The sequence below is a fragment of the Serinicoccus hydrothermalis genome (assembly GCF_001685415.1).
Taxonomy (GTDB): Bacteria; Actinomycetota; Actinomycetes; order Actinomycetales; family Dermatophilaceae; genus Ornithinicoccus; species Ornithinicoccus hydrothermalis.
The window spans coordinates 2809083-2824388 of the sequence record NZ_CP014989.1 but is presented as its reverse complement, the minus strand read 5'-3'; the positions used below and the strand labels follow the sequence as shown (position 1 = coordinate 2824388).

The window sequence follows — 15306 nt, the reverse complement described above, 5'->3', positions numbered from 1 at the left end:
AACCCGGTCAACCCCTACGGTGAAAGGTATGACGACGCGCACGGCATACTTCTCCGCCCTGGTGGCGACCGCTCTCGTCGGCACCCTCGCCGCCCCCGCCGGTGCCACGCCGGACCGGTCCGGTCGCGACCGCGGCGGTCTGGACCGCGACGTCCGGGTGGCGACCTTCAACGCCTCGCTGAACCGGTCGGCCGAGGGCGAGCTCACGAGCGACCTCTCCGACGGCGAGGACGAGCAGGCACGCAACGTGGCCGAGACGATCCAGCGCACCCGGCCCGACGTCGTCCTCGTCAACGAGTTCGACTACGCCCCCGGCAACGAGGATCTCTTCCGGGAGAACTACCTCGAGGTCGGGCAGCGCGGAGCCGAGCCGGTCGACTACCCCTACGCCTATATCGCGCCGTCCAACACCGGGGTCCCGAGCGGCCACGACCTCAACAACGACGGGACGGTCGGCGGGCCGGACGACGCCTACGGCTTCGGGCTCTACCCGGGCCAGTACGGCATGGTCGTCTACTCGCGCTACCCGATCGACACCGACGAGGTGCGCACCTTCCGGCAGTTCCGCTGGCAGGACATGCCCGGCAACCTCATCCCGAAGCGCTTCTACGACGCGAAGGAGCGCAAGGACCTGCGCCTGTCCAGCAAGTCGCACTGGGACGTGCCGGTCGAGGTGGGCGGCCGGACCCTGCACGTGCTCGCGGCCCACCCCACGCCGCCGACCTTCGACGGCGAGGAGGACCGCAACGGCAGGCGCAACCACGACGAGATCCGGTTCTGGGCGGACTACGTGGCGGGCAAGCGCGCCTCCTCCTACATCTACGACGACCAGGGCCGGTCCGGCGGGCTGGGCCGCTTCGAGCGCTTCGTCATCGTCGGCGACTACAACGCCGACCCGGTCGACGGGGACTCGCGGGACGGCGCGATCAACCAGCTCCTGGACAGCCGCGACGTCCGGACGAGGGTGGTGCCCGACAGCGAGGGGGCCGTGGAGCAGGCAGAGCTGCAGGGTGGCGCCAACCTGGACCACGTCGCGGACCCGGCCTTTGACACCGCGGACTTCACCGACTCCCCGGAGCCGGGCAACCTGCGGGTGGACTACGTGCTGCCGAGCCGGACGCTGCCCATCCTCGACGCCGGCGTCTTCTGGCCGACCGAGGACGACCCCCTCTTCCGTCTCGTGGGCACCTACCCCTTCCCCACCAGCGACCACCGGCTGGTCTGGGCGGACCTGCGCCTGCTGCACCGGGACTGATCCGCCCCTCGCGGCCCACGGCATACCCTGGGGTCATGACTGGGACGCCGGAGGAGAACGGACCGTCCGCGCGGGGCGGGCAGCCCCCGCTGCCCGGGCCGGGTGACGAGACCGAGCAGCCGAGGACCATCATCGGTGGGCCGGCGGCGGAGGACTCGCCCGGCTGGCGACCCGAGCAGGCGGGTGCGGGCGGCCGCGCGGAGGTGCCGGCCCGGAGCGGGGAGCCGACGCCGACCCCTGCGCGCATCACGACCTTCTTCAGCACGACGCAGCGGATCGGACGCTGGCAGGTGCCCGCGGTCCTGACGCTCTCCGGTGGATTCTCCGAGTCGGTGCTGGACCTGCGGGAGGCGGTCGTGACCTCTCCCGTCGTGGAGCTGCGGCTCAACGACATCTTCTCCAGCTGCAAGGTCATCGTCCCGCGGGGCGTCGGGGTGGACGTGCCGGGCGGGAGCGCGCTCTTCAGCGAGCTCAAGGGTGACTACGAGGGCGTCTCGGACCCGGGTATGTGGCGGCTCACGATCGTGCACAACGGCGCCGTCAGCAGCGTGCGCGTCCTCTCGCTGGACCCCGGCGAGACCGAGCCGAAGTGGTGGAAGAAGCTCTTCTGAGGATCGGCGGATCGTTGATCTCTGCCATCTCGCAGGACATCGGTGACGGTTCTGAGTCAGGACATGGGTGACAAGTTCAGGGTCGTGTGATGGTGACATTTCTGGGCGGTCTTGGGCCCGGGGTGGTGTTGCTGGACCGGGCTGATGCGCCGCGCGGGGCGGTGAGCACCTTCTGCTTCGAGCACGGCATCTCGCGCATGACGTTCTACGCGATCCCGCGACGCACGGTGGACGAGGGCCCGGCGGCGGCACCGGAACCGCGGTCACGCCTGCCCGGGCCGGCATCGAGTACGTCCGGCCGACCCACAGGCACACGACCCAAGAACGGCTGAACGACACCGATGTCCTGACACATCAACCGTCACCAAAGTCCTGGTGCAGAACTGCCACCGATGCCCTGAGACATCACACGCAAGAAAGATCGCCGCGGCTCTTGTGTTCGTACAGGTGTTCGAGTATGCTGGTCGTACCAGCCCACCACCTTGGTGGGCGTGGGAGGGTTCCTCGGGGGAGGTGAGTGTCATGGCGGTCACGGCAATCGAGCCGCAAGGGTGCGCGGAGGATGCTGCGCTGGAGGCCCTCGGTGTCGTGGCGGCGACCCGGGCGGGGCTGGACGCGCGGCTGGTGGAGGCGGCCCGCCTGGTCGTCGCGGTGACCGGGGCGGCGGTGCTGGCGCAGAAGGGGTTCACGTCGGTGGAGGAGCTGAGCCAGGGGCAGCGCACGAAGTGGCGGGCGGAGACCAAGCGGGCCGCCTGCGCCGAGGTGCAGGCCCGCCTCGGCATGGGCGTCACCGAGGCACGCCAGCTCGTGGGACTGGCCTGCGCGCCGGACGGGGTGCGCACCTTGGTGCTCGGCGCACTCGACCGGGCGGAGGTGACCTGGGAGATGGTGCGGTCCTTCTGGCGGCGCTGCGGGTCCCTCGAGGCCGACAAGGCGCTCCTGGTCGCCGAGGGCCTGTTCGGGACCGACCCTGCCGTGGTCGTCACCGAGCGCCTGACGCCCGAGGGTGACCTGCGTGAGCGCCCCTGGCACCAGGCCGACTACACCACGGCGCTGGCGCGGGAGGCCGCCCGGGCCGAGGGTGAGGACGCGCAGGCCGAGCGGGAACGCCGGCGCAAGGCCTACCGGGCCCGCCGGGCCACGATCACCGTGCACGACGACGGCACCGCGACCCTGGAGGCCACCGGCCCCGCGATCTCGGTCATCGCCGCGCACAGCCGGGTCGAGCGCGCCGCCCGCCTGCTGCGCAAGCAGGGCGACCCGCGCACCCTGGACCAGCTGCGCTCCGACGTGCTCATGGCCCTGCTCGTCCACGGACAACTCCCCGTGCCGCAGGACGAGCCCGGCGGCAACGACCCGAGCCCGGAGCGACCTGGCGGGAGCGACCCGCGCCCGCACGCACCTGGCGGGAGCGAGGCGAGCCCAGACGGGCCGGTCGGGAGCGACCTGGGCCGGTCACCCTCCTGCGGCAACGACGTGGCCGGCCCTCCGGAGGGGTGGGCCGACCTGTTGACCCCCGATCTCGAGGGCATCGCCCGGGTCGTGAGCGGGATGCCGACCATCGAGCTGCAGGTCATCGTCCCCTGGGACGCGCTCACCGGCCGACCGGCGTGCACCCGTTGCGCCGGGACGTCCGTCGCCGGTCCCGGGCACGGCCACGGCCACGGGAAGGACCCTGCCCCCACCGACCACGGCCACGGGCTCGGGGAGGACTCTGCCTCCGCCGAGCACGGCCACGGCCTGGGCCTCGGGGAGGACTCCGCCCTCGCCGACCCCAACAACGGTGATGGTCGTGAGCGTGCTTCGCGTGGGCGAGGGGGCGGCGTGGGGCTGGTGCTCGGGCGGCACCCGACCTTCCTCTCCCCCGGGCACCTGCGCGAGCTCGCCCTGGCCCCCGGCACCACCCTGGCCCGGCTGCTGACCGACCCCGCCGACGGAAGGCTCGTCGAACGGTCCATCACCGCCTACCGCCCCGACGCCGCCATGCGCCGACAGGTCCTGGCCGCCGACGTCTACTCCCGGGCCCCCGGCACCCGCCGACCCGGTACCGTGTGCGAGCTCGACCACGTCACCCCCTGGGCACCGGAGCGACCCGGAGGCCCGACGGCCGAGACCAACCTCGTCGCCCTCGCCAAGTCACCCCACCAGCTCAAGACCCTCGGACGGGCCCTCGCCCGGATCAACGACCTGCGCGACCTCACCTGGACCACGCTGCTCGGCCAGACCGAGACCACCCGGGTCCACGACTACCGCCAGTACAGCGCAGCACCCGACCTGGCCGAGGCGCTCGACCACGCCGTGCCGCTGGACCCTGCCCGCACCCACGAGCACCCAGCGCTGCGCGAGGACCTGGACGCCAGACGCGACCTGCTCAACCGCGCCTTCTACGCCGCCCTCGCGCACCGCGGCCCCGGCGCCTTCCTCACCGACGCCGACGACCACCCCGGCACCGGCGAGCACGGCGGCCCCCTCTCCGGCTGGATGTGGGTCACCCGCACCCACTCCGGTCGCCGCCGCGACGGCGCCCACCCCCACACCCCGACCCCGGAAACCGTCCTCGGCCTGGCGACCACCGACGAACCCGAACCGGACCCCGGCGACACAGACGAGCCCGGCACCACCGGCTGGCGCATCCCGCCCGGAGAGCCCCCACCCTTCTGAGCACCGTCCGCCGGGACAGCGGTTAGCCTGGGACGCCGGAGCCGACGCCGACCACCACGGACGACGTCGACCTCCGGGCCTCTAGCTCAATTGGCAGAGCTGCGGACTTTTAATCCGTAGGTTCCGGGTTCGAGCCCCGGGGGGCCCACCGCGGAGGAGCCCGCTCAGCCTCGGCGCAGCCCCGCGCCCACCGCGACGTGCTCGGCCACCAGCCCGGGCCAGGCCATGAGCCCATAGGGCGTCTGGGCTACCACCACCCTGCTGACCGGCAGCAGCTCCCCCAGCGCCACGGCGGTCGAGACCGGGTGCGACGGGTCGTCCTCCCAGGCCAGCACGAGGGTCGGCACCGGGATCCGGCCGACCTGCTCCGGGTCAGGCAGGTCCGTCGCCGCAGCCCCGCGCAGGATGGTCGGCAGCAGCTCCTCGGCCACCGTCGGCTCGGTCGCCGGCGCGTCCGCGAGCGCCGGCGGCCCCGGCGCCGTGCTCGCCTGGTGGACGAAGGCGCCCACCCCCTCGGCCTCGATGAGCGCGGCGTCGGCGAGGTATCTCTCCCGCTGCGCGGGCCGGGTCGACCACGCCGTCGGCGGCACCACGAGGCACAGGGTCGCGAAGCGGTCCAGGTCGGCGAGGGCGGCGTGGAGCAGCGTCCCCGCCCCCATCGACGGTCCGATCCCGTGCACCTGCTCCCCCGGCGCCACCTCGTCCAGCAGCGCCAGGAGGTCCTCGGCGAGCCGGCTCCAGTGGTAGTGCTCGGGTCGCGGCGTCCCGCTCGAGCCCCCGTGCCCGCGCGCGTCGTACCTCAGGACGCGGTGCCCACGCAGCGCCCGCGCCAGGTCCAGCCCCAGGTGCGCGTCGCGGTCGCGCGAGGAGGTCAGCCCGTGCAGCTGGACGACCACTGGGCCCTCCTCACCGCTGGTCTCGAAGTCCAGGCTGGCGTCGCCCACGCGGAATGTCGGCATGCGCCTAGAGTACGAGCGCATGCGGCTGACCAACGTGGGGATGATGGTCCTGCCGCCCGGGCACGTCCAGAGCTACTCACCCCGGGTGGGTGCCCTCGGGGCGAGCCTGCCGATCTCCTTCGACCAGCGCCGGCACGTCGAGGCCGGGTCACGTCCGGGCTCGTGGATGGCGATCTCCTTCCGGCTCCCGGCGGGCACCACCCCGGCTCAGGTGGAGCAGGCCTGGCTCGCCGTCCTCGCCCGCCACGGCACGCTGCGCACCACCTTCTCCCGCTCCCCCGCGGGCCTCCTCGCCCTGCACGAGACGGCCCTCCACCCCGGCACCTGGCGCGAGCACGAGACGGGCGGCAGACCCACCCGCGACGTCGTCCGGGACGTCTTCGACGCGGCGTGCCAGCCGTTCGCGCGGCCGTCGCACGAGCTCTGCCTCGTCCGGCCCGACGAGCCGGACGCGACCGGCGACGACCGCCCGGTGCTGCTCGTCGGGGCCGACCACGCCCACGTCGACATGTGGTCCGTCGTCGTGCTCGCCCGCGACCTGCTCGCCGGCCTCGACGACACCCTGCCCGGCACCGAGGCTCCCGCGTTCGCGGCGCATACGCGCGAGCTCGAGACCGCGCCTCCCGCCCCGCAGCAGGTGCACGATCGCTGGTCGCAGATCCTCGCGGCCGGGGGCGGCTCCATGCCCACCTTCCCCCTCCCCCTCGGCGACCTGGACCCCCGACCCGAGGAGGTCGTCGAGGTCCGTGACCTGCTCGACGGCCCGGGCTGGACCGCCTTCGAGAACGCGGCACGCGAGCAGGACGCGCGGCCGACCGCGGTCGCGGTGGCCGCCCTGACGCAGGTATGCCTGGAGCTGGCCGGGGTACCGCTGCGCGCCGTCTTCCCCGTCCACAGCCGCCACGACCCGCGCTGGCACGACGCCGTCGGCTGGTTCATCACCAACGCGGTGCTGGAGTGCCGCACCGCCGACCCGGGGGCTGCACGCGAGGCCGTGGCCGAGGCGACCACGCTCGGGTCCCACCCCCTGGCCCCGATCCTGGCCCCCTACGGCGGTATGCCCGAGGGTCCCGGCATGTTCGCCCTGTCCTGGCTGGACACCCGGCGGCTGCCGGTCCGGCTCGACCCCTCCACCCGTGCGCAGTACGTCTCCGCGGCCATGCGGACCGACGGTGTCATGGTGTGGTTCGTCGTCACCGACGACGGTCTGCACCTGCGGGCGCGCTACCCCGACACCCCGCAGGCGCGGGACTCGCTCACCCGCTGGCTGGACGCGGTCGAGCACCAGATCCGGAGCGCGGTCACTCCCGCACGGCGGGCGAGGTCGCGACGTCGTCCACGATGTCGATGACCACGCGGCTCATCTCGATGAGCGCGCCGTAGAGCGGCCACCGCTGGTCGGCCAGGTCCGCCGAGGACAGACGGGAGGCCAGCGCGTCGACGTCCTCGCGCAGCGCGATGACGTCGCCCTCCGGGTCCGCCACCCGGCGCCCCAGCTCCGCCAGCAGGTCGGTCCAGGTGTCCCGGAAGATCGCGTCCCAGTCCTCCGCCTGCTCCGCGGACTGGTGGATCAGCCGCACCATCCCCCGCACCTGGGCGATCCCCTCCTCCAGCCGGCGGAGGACCCGGGACAGCTCCTGGTCGTCGCGACGACGCCGCTGCCGCGGGTTGCCCCACCTGCTCTCGTCCGCCTCGTAGACCAGCCGCCACGCGCTCTCCAGCCGCTTGTCGAGAGCGCGGGTCCGCTCCACCCACTCGCCCGTGCGCTCGTCGTCCGCACCCTCCCGTATGCCCTCCGCCATGTCGGTGAGCAGGTCCCCGAGACCTCGGTCGACGTCGGCGATCTGCCGTCGGGCGCTCGCGTCCCGCAGCGGCGCCGCCAGCGCCGCGTTGACCACGAGCGCCACCACGACGCCGATCCCCGTGGCGCCCAGCCGGTCCAGCAGCGTGCCCGGCCCCGTCGAGGAGGAGGTGGTGATGACGAAGAGCACCGTCGTGGCGACGGTGACGCCCTCGTCGCGCAGCAGGCCGACCCGCGCGAACAGCATGGCGACGAGCAGGGCTATCCCGAGCGTGAGGATGCCGCGCCCACCCAGGAGCACCGCCACGAAGGCCAGCGTGACGCCGGCCGTGGTGGCCAGGACCGCCTGGGCCCCGCGCGACACCGTCCGGTAGACGGTCGCGTGCACCGTGAGCAGGGCGGTCCAGGGAGCGAGGAAGGCCTGCTCCAGCTGGAGCACGCGGTCCGCCAGCACCCACGCCACCAGGGCGGCGACGACGCTCTTGACGACCTGGAGCAGGTCGCTGGCGACATCGGGTCGCCGCAGCCACGCCATCACGGGCTAGGAGGTCCGCGAGACCACGCGCTGGAGGAAGCGGGTGATGACCTCGCGCTCCTGCTCCCCCATGTCGTCGAAGAAGAGCCGCCGCACGGTCCGCACGTGGTCCGGCGCCGCCCCCTCCAGCGCCTCCCGACCGGCCCGGGTGAGGACGACGAAGGCCCCGCGCCCGTCCTCGGCGCACTCGACCTTCTCCACGAGGCCCCGCGCACCCATCCGCCGGAGGTGGTGCGAGAGACGGGAGCGCTCCCAGTGCATCTCATCGGCGAGCGCCGACACCCGGAGCCGGTCGTCGTCGGACTCCGAGAGGCGCACGAGCGTCTCGAAGTCCTGCAGCGACAGCTCGCTGTCGGCGTGCAGGGCCCGGCCCATGGCGGCCGGCAGTTCGGTCTGCGCACGCAGCCAGGCACGCCAGAGCTCCATCTCGGACTCCTCGAGCCAGGGGACGGACGGCGCGGACGACATACCCTCATCCTACCAGTTGCATGACACGTCACGGAGATCTACGATGATGCTTGAAACGTCAATCATCTCCGAGAGGAACGCATCATGAGCGAGACCACCGCCACCGCCACCGCCCTCACCGACCTGGACGGCACCTACGCCATCGACGCCTCGCACAGCCGCGTCGGCTTCTCCACCCGCCACGCGATGGTGACCAAGGTCCGCGGCGCCTTCAACGAGGTCGAGGGCACGGCCACCACCGGCCCGGACCTGCAGGACGCGAGCGTCCAGGTCACGATGCAGGTGGCCTCGGTCGACACCCGCTCGGCGGACCGCGACGGCCACCTGAAGTCGGCCGACTTCTTCGACGCCGAGACCTACCCGACCATCACCTTCGCCTCCACCGAGGTCTCCGCCGTGGACGCCGAGACGCTGCGCGTCACCGGCGACCTGACGATCAAGGACGTCACCCGTCCGGTCACCGTCGACTTCGAGTACGCCGGCGCCGCGACCGACCCGTTCGGCAACCAGCGCATCGGCTTCGAGGGCTCGACCGTGGTCAACCGCAAGGACTTCGGCCTCACCTGGAACGCCACGCTGGAGACCGGCGGCGTTCTCGTGGCGGACAAGGTTACGCTTGAGTTCGAGATCTCGGCGATCAAGTCCGCCTGAGCTCGAGGACTCCCCGGGCAACCCTGCCCCTGCTCGGGTGAGCGACGGCCCCGCCGGCCCTGTGACCTGGCGGGGCCGTTGTCATGCCCGGGACGGTGTGCCGCTCAGCTGCGGAACTGCGTGAAGTCCGCGGTCTGCGGGTCGGGGAACATCCGCTCGGGGGTGTCCAGGCCGCTGATCGCGCTCATCTGCGCCTCGTCCAGCTCGAAGCCGAAGACGTCGGCGTTGGACACGATGCGCTCGGGGGTGGCCGACTTCGGGATGACGATGCGCCCCTCCTGCAGGTGCCAGCGGATGACGACCTGGGCCGGGCTGACGCCGTGCGCCTCCGCCGCCTCGGTCACCGGGGCCAGCTCGAGGTCGGCACCCTGACCGATCGGCGCGTAGGCCTCGACCGCCAGGCCCGCCTCGCGCGAGGCCTGCTGGGTCTGCGGCTGCTGGAAGGAGGGGTGCACCTCGATCTGGTTCACCGCCGGGGTCACGTCGGCTCCCGCGAGCAGCTGGGCGAGGTGGTCGGGGAGGAAGTTGGAGACACCGATCGCGCGGACGGCGCCCTCCTCGTAGAGCTCCCGGAAGGTCTCCCAGGTCTCCCCCGCCAGGCCCTTGCTCGGCACCGGCCAGTGGATGAGGTAGAGGTCGACCGCGTCGACGCCGAGGGCCTCGCGCGAGGCCTCGAAGGCCTCCCGGGCGCGGTCCCGGCCCTGGTCGCCGTTGCGCAGCTTGGTCGTGAGGAAGACCTCCTCGCGCGGCAGGCCGCTGGCGCGCAGCGCCGCACCCACACCCGCCTCGTTGTAGTAGCCGGCGGCGGTGTCGATGTGGCGGTAGCCCGCCTCCAGCGCGGCCTCCACGACCCGCTGGGTCTCCTTCTCGTCGACCTGGAAGGTCCCGAAGCCCAGCTGGGGGATCCGGACGTCGTTGTTGAGCGTCACAAATGGCTGATTCGTCATACACCCCACCCTAGGTCGGGCACACTGGGCGTATGTCGTGGGACCCCTTTCCGGACGACCCCGGCGGCGATCCGCCGTGGTGGGGGCCTCCGGACGAGCCCCCGTCCCCGGCCCGCCCGTCCCGGCACCTCGAGCTCAAGCTGCCCGGGCTGGTGTCCCGGCGGGTGCCCGTGCGCGGCATCACACCGGGTCCGCTGACCGGGGTCGGCCGGCTCCGGCTGGCCGACTCCACTACCTTCCTCGTGAGCGGCGCCGAGCCCGGGGACCTGGGCCGGGTGCTGCGGGCGCTGCACAACAAGCATGCGATCGTCCTCGCCCGGTGGCACCACGAGGACGACCGGCTGCTGCTCACCCTGGACGGCGTGCCGGGTCGCTTCCCGGTGCAGCTGTGGCTGATCGGCCCGGACCAGCCGGACTGAGCGCGGCCCGCTCCACCGCCGCCAGCACGGCCCGCGCCTTGGTGCGGACCTCGGCATACTCCTCGTCGGGGTCCGACAGCGCGGTGACCGCCCCGCCCACCCCGAGGGCGAGCGTCCCGTCCGGGTCCCGGGTGAGGGTGCGGATGACGATCGAGGTGTCCATGGACCCGTCCAGCCCGACCCACCCGAGCGCGCCGGAGTAGACGCCGCGGGCCTGCCCCTCCAGCCGGTCGAGGATCTCCATCGTGCGCACCTTGGGCGCGCCGGTCATCGATCCGCCCGGGAAGCAGGCCCGCAGCACGTCCGTGGCACGCATGCCCGGCGCCAGCTCGCCGCGGATCGTCGACACCAGCTGGTGCACCGTCGCGTAGGTCTCGACCGCGAACAGCTCGGGCACGTGGACGCTGCCGGACCGGCAGACCCGGTGCAGGTCGTTGCGGAGCAGGTCGACGATCATGAGGTTCTCGGCACGGTCCTTGACCGACGCGGCGAGCTCGGCAACCAGGTCGGCGTCCTGCTGCGGGTCCGCGCCCCGGGGACGGGTGCCCTTGATCGGGCGCGCCTCCACCGTCCCGTCGGCGACGGACACGAAACGCTCCGGCGAGCCGCTGAGGACGCTCCCGTGCGGCGTGCGCAGCCACGCACCGTGCGGGACCGGCGACACCTCGCGCAGCGCCCGGTAGATCTGCGCCTCGTCCACGTGCGGGGCGTGCGCCCGGTATGCCGTCGTCAGGCAGACCTCGTAGGACTCGCCCCGGGCGATCTGCGCCTGGGCGGCCCGCACCTTCTCGAGGTAGGCCTCCTCCTCGTCCCGGGCGACCCAGCGGACGCCGCCCTGATCGGTGCCCGACGGCGGCGGGACCGACCGTGGACCCGTGGACGCCTCGGCCGCCCGGACGGCCGCCTCCACCTCGCCGCGCCAGCGCTCCTGCTCCGGCGCGACCTGCTCGTCCTCGATCCAGACCGCCCAGACCTCACCGGTCACGTGGTCGACCACCGCGCCGCGGTCGACGAGCATGAACCAGGCGTCCGGCCACGACGCTGCCGCTGCCGTCGCCGACACGTGCGCCGCCGACCCACCGGTCTCGGCCTGGAGCTCGTAGCCCCAGTAGCCGACGAGGCCGGGGCGCCAGGGCAGGTGCGCCGGGATCGGGTGGTCGGTGTCGTCGAGCTGCCACCGGTCCAGCTCGGCGTCCAACCGGTCCAGCAGCGGCGGCCGCTGCCCGACCCGGTGGCTCAGCACGCCGCCCAGCGGCCCCCGACCGTCGGCGACCAGGGACCAGCCGGTGCCGTCCGAGGAGTCCAGCCAGACCGAGGCCGGCGCGTCACCGACGAGCGCGTCCCGCAGCGTCGGGACGTCCACCGGGTCACCGGCGTCGACCCGCTCCGCCCGGAGCCGCACCATCCGGCCACCGTCCCGGTGCTGCTGCGGGGTCATGGCGTCGCCCACCGCCACCGCGGCCGAGGGCGACTCCGGACCCCTCTCCACCCCGGCGAGCGCGAGGAAGTTCTCGACGATCCGGTCCCCGTGCTCGGAGAGCACCGACTCGGGGTGGAACTGCACCCCCCAGAACGCGTGGTCCGGGTCGGCGAGGCCCATGACGCAGCCGTCGTCCACGGCCCGCGCGCTCACCCGCAGCCGCGAGCGCAGCGGTTCCCGCACCTCCAGCGAGTGGTAGCGCACGACCCGGACCGGCGAGGGGACGCCCGCGAAGATCCCGGTGCCGTCGTGCTCGACCGGGCTGACGATGCCGTGCCGGGTGAGCGCCATCTCGGTGATCTCCTCGCCGGCGACGTGCGCGAGGCCCTGGTGGCCGAGGCATACCCCCAGCACGGGCACCTCGCTCTGCCGCAGCACCAGCTCGGAGAGCCCCAGGTCGCTCGCCACCTGCGGGCGGCCGGGGCCCGGGCCGATAACGACCGCGGCGAAGCGGCGCAGGTCCTGCGCGCCCGCCGGGTGGTCGTGCCCCCAGAGCACCGGGGGCCGGCCGAGGACGCGGTGGAGCAGGTCGGCGAGGTTGTAGGTGAAGCTGTCGAGGTGGTCGACCAGCAGGACCTCGGCCGGCATACCTCAGCCTCAGCCCCGTGGCCGCAGCCGGACCTGCGGCAGCGCGGGCGCCGGCAGCGACGGCCCGTCGGGGTAGTCGACCGCCCCGAACCGCCCGTCGGCCCGGTGCCCGAGCTCGGTCTGCCACTGCTCGCGGGCGGCGACGACCTCCTCGTGCGACCGGCCGATGAAGTTCCACCACATGACGATCTGCTCGCCGAAGGGCGGCCCCCCGAGCAGGAGCACGCGCACGCCCTCACCGCCCGCGACGAGCTCCAGCTCCTCGCGACCGGGGGCGAGGTAGGCGAGCTCGGCCCGCCGCACCGCCTGCCCGGCCACCTCGACCTCACCCTCGTCGACGAGCACGCCGTGCTCGTGCCCGGCGTCGACCCCCAGGCGCACCCGGGAGCCCGGCTGAAGCACCACCTCCGCGCCCAGGAGCGGGGTATGCGTGGTGACCGGCGAGGCGCTGCGCCGCTCCCCCACCCCGAGGTCGCCGAGGAAGACGCTCACCCTGGCACCGCCGTGCTCCAGCGGCTCCGGCACGAAGTGCTCGAAGGAGGGCTCGACCTCGGTGCGTCCGGTGGGCAGGGCGACCCACAGCTGCGCCCCGTGCAGGACCGGGGCCACGCCGTCGGTGCCGCCGACCGAGACCTCGGAGTGGCTCACCCCGTGGCCGGCGGTCATGAGGTTGAGCTCACCGGGCCGCACCAGCGCCCGCACCCCGGTGGAGTCGCGATGCTCGATGAGGCCGCTGAACAGCCAGGACACGGTCTGCAGCGCCGTGTGCGGGTGCGGCGGCACGACCATGCCGCCGGTGCGGGTGACGTCGTCCGGGCCGTAGTGGTCGACGAAGCACCACGCACCGATCATCGTGCGCTGCCGGGTCGGGAGGGTGCGCCGCACCGTCATCGCGCGGGGACCGCCGAGCGGGACCTCCCGCGGCCCGAGCACGGTCACCGTGCCGTCGGCCTCCGCCTGCTCCCCGCAGGTCACCTCGTCCGGTCGCGTCTCGAGCGAGCTCATCGAGACAGTCTCCCATCGTGACCAACGTCTCGTCGTCGTAGGGCTCCCGCGGGGCCGGAGCGGAAATCCCGACCCCGGATGTGCTGTTGACTAGGTATATGAGCGCCGTCCAGCCCCGCACCGACTCCCCGCACCGCGTCCTCGTCATCGGCTCCGGCTTCGGCGGGTTGTTCGCCACCAAGGCCCTCAACGACCCGGCCGTCTCCGTGCTCATGGTCGCGCGCACCGGGCACCACCTCTTCCAGCCGCTGCTCTACCAGGTCGCCACCGGCATCCTGTCCGAGGGCGTCATCGCCCCCTCGACGCGCGACGTCCTCGCCGACCAGAAGAACGTCACGGTGATGCTCGGCGACGTGACGAGCATCGACCTGGAGGCGCGCACGGTCACCGCCGGCACGGCCGGGGAGGACATGGTCTACGACTACGACAGCCTCATCCTCGCCGCCGGCTCCAACCAGTCGTGGTTCGGCAGCCCGCACTTCGCGGAGTACGCACCGGGGATGAAGTCCATCGACGACGCGCTGGAGCTGCGCGGCCGGATCTACGGCGCCTTCGAGCTCGCCGAGCTCGCGGCCGCCGCCGGACGCCCCGACGACGTGGCCCGGTTGCTCACCTTCGTCGTCGTCGGCGCCGGGCCGACCGGCGTGGAGATGGCCGGCCAGCTGGCCGAGCTGAGCAAGCGCACGCTGCGCAAGGAGTTCCGGCACATCGACCCCACGAAGGCGCGCATCCTGCTCGTCGACGCCGTGGACCAGGTCCTCACCCCCTTCGGCGAGAAGCTGGGCGCCCGCACCGAGAAGAGCCTCACCGAGCTCGGCGTCGAGGTACGGATGGGCAGCAAGGTCGTCGACGTCGACGAGGGCGGCGTGGTCCTGGAGTCGACCGAGGACGGCAGCCAGGAGCGGATCGAGGCCCAGACCAAGGTGTGGGCCGCCGGCGTGCAGGGCAACCCCCTCGGCCGCAAGGTGGCCGAGCAGGCGGGCGCCGAGCTGGACCGGTCGGGACGCGTCAAGGTGCTTCCCGACCTCAGCCTGCCCGGCCACCCCGAGGTCTTCGTCGTGGGCGACCTGGCGGCCGTCGACGGCGTCCCCGGCGTGGCGCAGGGGGCGATCCAGGGTGCCCGGCACGTGGCCGACCAGATCCTGCGCCGGCTGCGCGGCGAGGAGACCGGCCAGGAGTTCCGCTACTTCGACAAGGGCTCGATGGCCACCATCTCCCGCTTCCGCGCCGTCATGAAGCGGGGTCGGATCGAGATGACCGGCTACCCGGCCTGGGTGGCCTGGCTCGCGGTCCACCTCTTCTACCTCATCGGCTTCAAGAACCAGCTCGCGACGCTCATGCACTGGGCGGTGAGCTTCATCGGGCGCGACCACCGCGGCGAGCGGACGGTCACCGAGCAGCAGGTGTATGCCCGGCTCGCCCTGGAGTACCTCGGCGAGGACTTCCGCAAGCAGCCCCGGCGGTAGTCAGTCCCTGACCATCGGCAGGTGCGGGATGCCGTCCTCGAGGTAGTCCTCGCCGCTGCGGCGGAAGCCCAGACGGGCGTACCACTGCTCGAGGTAGGCCTGGGCGCCGAGGTGCACCGGGCCCGGGCCGAGCCGCTCCAGCCCCTCCCGCAGCAGCGCCGCGGCATACCCCTGGCCGCGGTGGTCCCGGTGCGTGGCGACGCGACCCAGGTGCCGGGTGCCGTCGGGGTCGTGCAGGACGCGCACCGTGGCGGCGACCTGACCGTCGAGGTCCATCCACAGGTGCTCGGTGCCCTCCTCGACGTCGCGTCCGTCGATCTCGGGGTAGGCGCAGTCCTGCTCGACGACGAAGACGTCGACCCGCAGCCGGAGCAGGTCGTGCAGCACGCGGTTGTCGAGGTCGGCGAAGTGCGCGGCGCGGATCGTGGGCATGGCGGCAGCGTATGTCCTCGTCCCGCCG

Annotated in this window: 14 protein-coding genes and 1 tRNA gene; 8 read left to right on the top strand and 7 right to left on the bottom strand. The window is 73.2% G+C overall.

Annotated features, from left to right (window positions below):
- Window positions 1-28: 28 nt before the first annotated feature.
- The 4 genes from SGUI_RS13165 (at window position 29) to SGUI_RS13150 (ending at window position 4675) form a co-directional block, all read left to right on the top strand.
- Window positions 29-1255, top strand: coding sequence for an endonuclease/exonuclease/phosphatase family protein (locus SGUI_RS13165; RefSeq protein WP_066641040.1), 1227 nt, complete (start codon window positions 29-31; stop codon window positions 1253-1255).
- Between the two features lie 35 nt (window positions 1256-1290).
- Window positions 1291-1866 (top strand): hypothetical protein, encoded by a 576-nt coding sequence (locus tag SGUI_RS13160; RefSeq protein ID WP_066641038.1) that lies wholly within the window; start codon window positions 1291-1293, stop codon window positions 1864-1866.
- Window positions 1867-2388: 522 nt separating this feature from the next.
- Entirely contained in the window at window positions 2389-4527 is a 2139-nt protein-coding gene (locus tag SGUI_RS13155) for an HNH endonuclease signature motif containing protein (RefSeq protein ID WP_066641036.1), read from the top strand.
- Between the two features lie 75 nt (window positions 4528-4602).
- Window positions 4603-4675 (top strand) — tRNA-Lys (locus SGUI_RS13150).
- A 16-nt stretch (window positions 4676-4691) separates the two neighbouring features.
- On the opposite strand, the gene SGUI_RS13145 is transcribed toward SGUI_RS13150, so the two are convergent.
- A complete protein-coding gene (locus SGUI_RS13145; protein WP_066641034.1) occupies window positions 4692-5486 on the bottom strand; it encodes an alpha/beta fold hydrolase in 795 nt (264 codons plus the stop codon).
- A 19-nt stretch (window positions 5487-5505) separates the two neighbouring features.
- Here SGUI_RS13145 and SGUI_RS13140 point away from each other — a divergent pair, with 19 nt between their 5' ends.
- Window positions 5506-6837, top strand: coding sequence for a condensation domain-containing protein (locus SGUI_RS13140; RefSeq protein ID WP_066641033.1), 1332 nt, complete (start codon window positions 5506-5508; stop codon window positions 6835-6837).
- Here the strand turns inward: SGUI_RS13140 and SGUI_RS13135 are convergent.
- Together SGUI_RS13135 and SGUI_RS13130 are read right to left on the bottom strand one after the other, a co-directional pair.
- Window positions 6788-7822, bottom strand: coding sequence for an FUSC family protein (locus SGUI_RS13135; RefSeq protein WP_066641032.1), 1035 nt, complete (start codon window positions 7820-7822; stop codon window positions 6788-6790). The two genes, SGUI_RS13140 and SGUI_RS13135, sit on opposite strands and share 50 nt — an antisense overlap.
- Before the next feature lie 6 nt (window positions 7823-7828).
- Entirely contained in the window at window positions 7829-8290 is a 462-nt protein-coding gene (locus SGUI_RS13130; RefSeq protein ID WP_237141358.1) for a MarR family winged helix-turn-helix transcriptional regulator, read from the bottom strand.
- Between the two features lie 84 nt (window positions 8291-8374).
- Here SGUI_RS13130 and SGUI_RS13125 point away from each other — a divergent pair, with 84 nt between their 5' ends.
- A complete protein-coding gene (locus tag SGUI_RS13125; protein WP_066641031.1) occupies window positions 8375-8941 on the top strand; it encodes a YceI family protein in 567 nt (188 codons plus the stop codon).
- A gap of 104 nt (window positions 8942-9045) precedes the next feature.
- Here SGUI_RS13125 and SGUI_RS13120 read toward each other — a convergent pair whose 3' ends face one another.
- Window positions 9046-9888, bottom strand: coding sequence for an aldo/keto reductase (locus tag SGUI_RS13120; RefSeq protein ID WP_066641030.1), 843 nt, complete (start codon window positions 9886-9888; stop codon window positions 9046-9048).
- A 32-nt stretch (window positions 9889-9920) separates the two neighbouring features.
- Here SGUI_RS13120 and SGUI_RS13115 point away from each other — a divergent pair, with 32 nt between their 5' ends.
- The gene (locus SGUI_RS13115; protein WP_066641028.1) at window positions 9921-10307 is read left to right on the top strand and encodes a hypothetical protein; all 387 of its coding nucleotides are present in this window, start codon (window positions 9921-9923) and stop codon (window positions 10305-10307) included.
- Here SGUI_RS13115 and pabB read toward each other — a convergent pair.
- A complete protein-coding gene (pabB, locus tag SGUI_RS13110; RefSeq protein WP_066641026.1) occupies window positions 10237-12375 on the bottom strand; it encodes an aminodeoxychorismate synthase component I in 2139 nt (712 codons plus the stop codon). The genes SGUI_RS13115 and pabB overlap by 71 nt on opposite strands.
- A gap of 9 nt (window positions 12376-12384) precedes the next feature.
- Complete coding sequence (locus SGUI_RS13105) at window positions 12385-13380, bottom strand: pirin family protein (RefSeq protein WP_066641024.1); 996 nt, start codon at window positions 13378-13380, stop codon at window positions 12385-12387.
- A gap of 98 nt (window positions 13381-13478) precedes the next feature.
- Here SGUI_RS13105 and SGUI_RS13100 point away from each other — a divergent pair, with 98 nt between their 5' ends.
- Window positions 13479-14846: an NAD(P)/FAD-dependent oxidoreductase gene (locus SGUI_RS13100; protein ID WP_066641022.1), complete on the top strand. Its 1368-nt coding sequence runs from the start codon at window positions 13479-13481 to the stop codon at window positions 14844-14846.
- Here SGUI_RS13100 and SGUI_RS13095 read toward each other — a convergent pair whose 3' ends face one another.
- The gene (locus tag SGUI_RS13095) at window positions 14847-15278 is read right to left on the bottom strand and encodes a GNAT family N-acetyltransferase (protein ID WP_066641021.1); all 432 of its coding nucleotides are present in this window, start codon (window positions 15276-15278) and stop codon (window positions 14847-14849) included.
- Window positions 15279-15306 lie beyond the last annotated feature (28 nt).

Bases quoted from the DNA above. Each gene is read 5' to 3' on its own strand.
- SGUI_RS13165 (WP_066641040.1), top strand. From the start codon at position 29: ATGACGACGCGCACGGCATACTTCTCCGCCCTGGTGGCGACCGCTCTC.
- SGUI_RS13160 (WP_066641038.1), top strand. From the start codon at position 1,291: ATGACTGGGACGCCGGAGGAGAACGGACCGTCCGCGCGGGGCGGGCAG.
- SGUI_RS13155 (WP_066641036.1), top strand. From the start codon at position 2,389: ATGGCGGTCACGGCAATCGAGCCGCAAGGGTGCGCGGAGGATGCTGCG.
- SGUI_RS13145 (WP_066641034.1), bottom strand. From the start codon at position 5,486: ATGCCGACATTCCGCGTGGGCGACGCCAGCCTGGACTTCGAGACCAGC.
- SGUI_RS13140 (WP_066641033.1), top strand. From the start codon at position 5,506: ATGCGGCTGACCAACGTGGGGATGATGGTCCTGCCGCCCGGGCACGTC.
- SGUI_RS13135 (WP_066641032.1), bottom strand. From the start codon at position 7,822: ATGGCGTGGCTGCGGCGACCCGATGTCGCCAGCGACCTGCTCCAGGTC.
- SGUI_RS13130 (WP_237141358.1), bottom strand. From the start codon at position 8,290: ATGTCGTCCGCGCCGTCCGTCCCCTGGCTCGAGGAGTCCGAGATGGAG.
- SGUI_RS13125 (WP_066641031.1), top strand. From the start codon at position 8,375: ATGAGCGAGACCACCGCCACCGCCACCGCCCTCACCGACCTGGACGGC.
- SGUI_RS13120 (WP_066641030.1), bottom strand. From the start codon at position 9,888: ATGACGAATCAGCCATTTGTGACGCTCAACAACGACGTCCGGATCCCC.
- SGUI_RS13115 (WP_066641028.1), top strand. From the start codon at position 9,921: ATGTCGTGGGACCCCTTTCCGGACGACCCCGGCGGCGATCCGCCGTGG.
- pabB (WP_066641026.1), bottom strand. From the start codon at position 12,375: ATGCCGGCCGAGGTCCTGCTGGTCGACCACCTCGACAGCTTCACCTAC.
- SGUI_RS13105 (WP_066641024.1), bottom strand. From the start codon at position 13,380: ATGAGCTCGCTCGAGACGCGACCGGACGAGGTGACCTGCGGGGAGCAG.
- SGUI_RS13100 (WP_066641022.1), top strand. From the start codon at position 13,479: ATGAGCGCCGTCCAGCCCCGCACCGACTCCCCGCACCGCGTCCTCGTC.
- SGUI_RS13095 (WP_066641021.1), bottom strand. From the start codon at position 15,278: ATGCCCACGATCCGCGCCGCGCACTTCGCCGACCTCGACAACCGCGTG.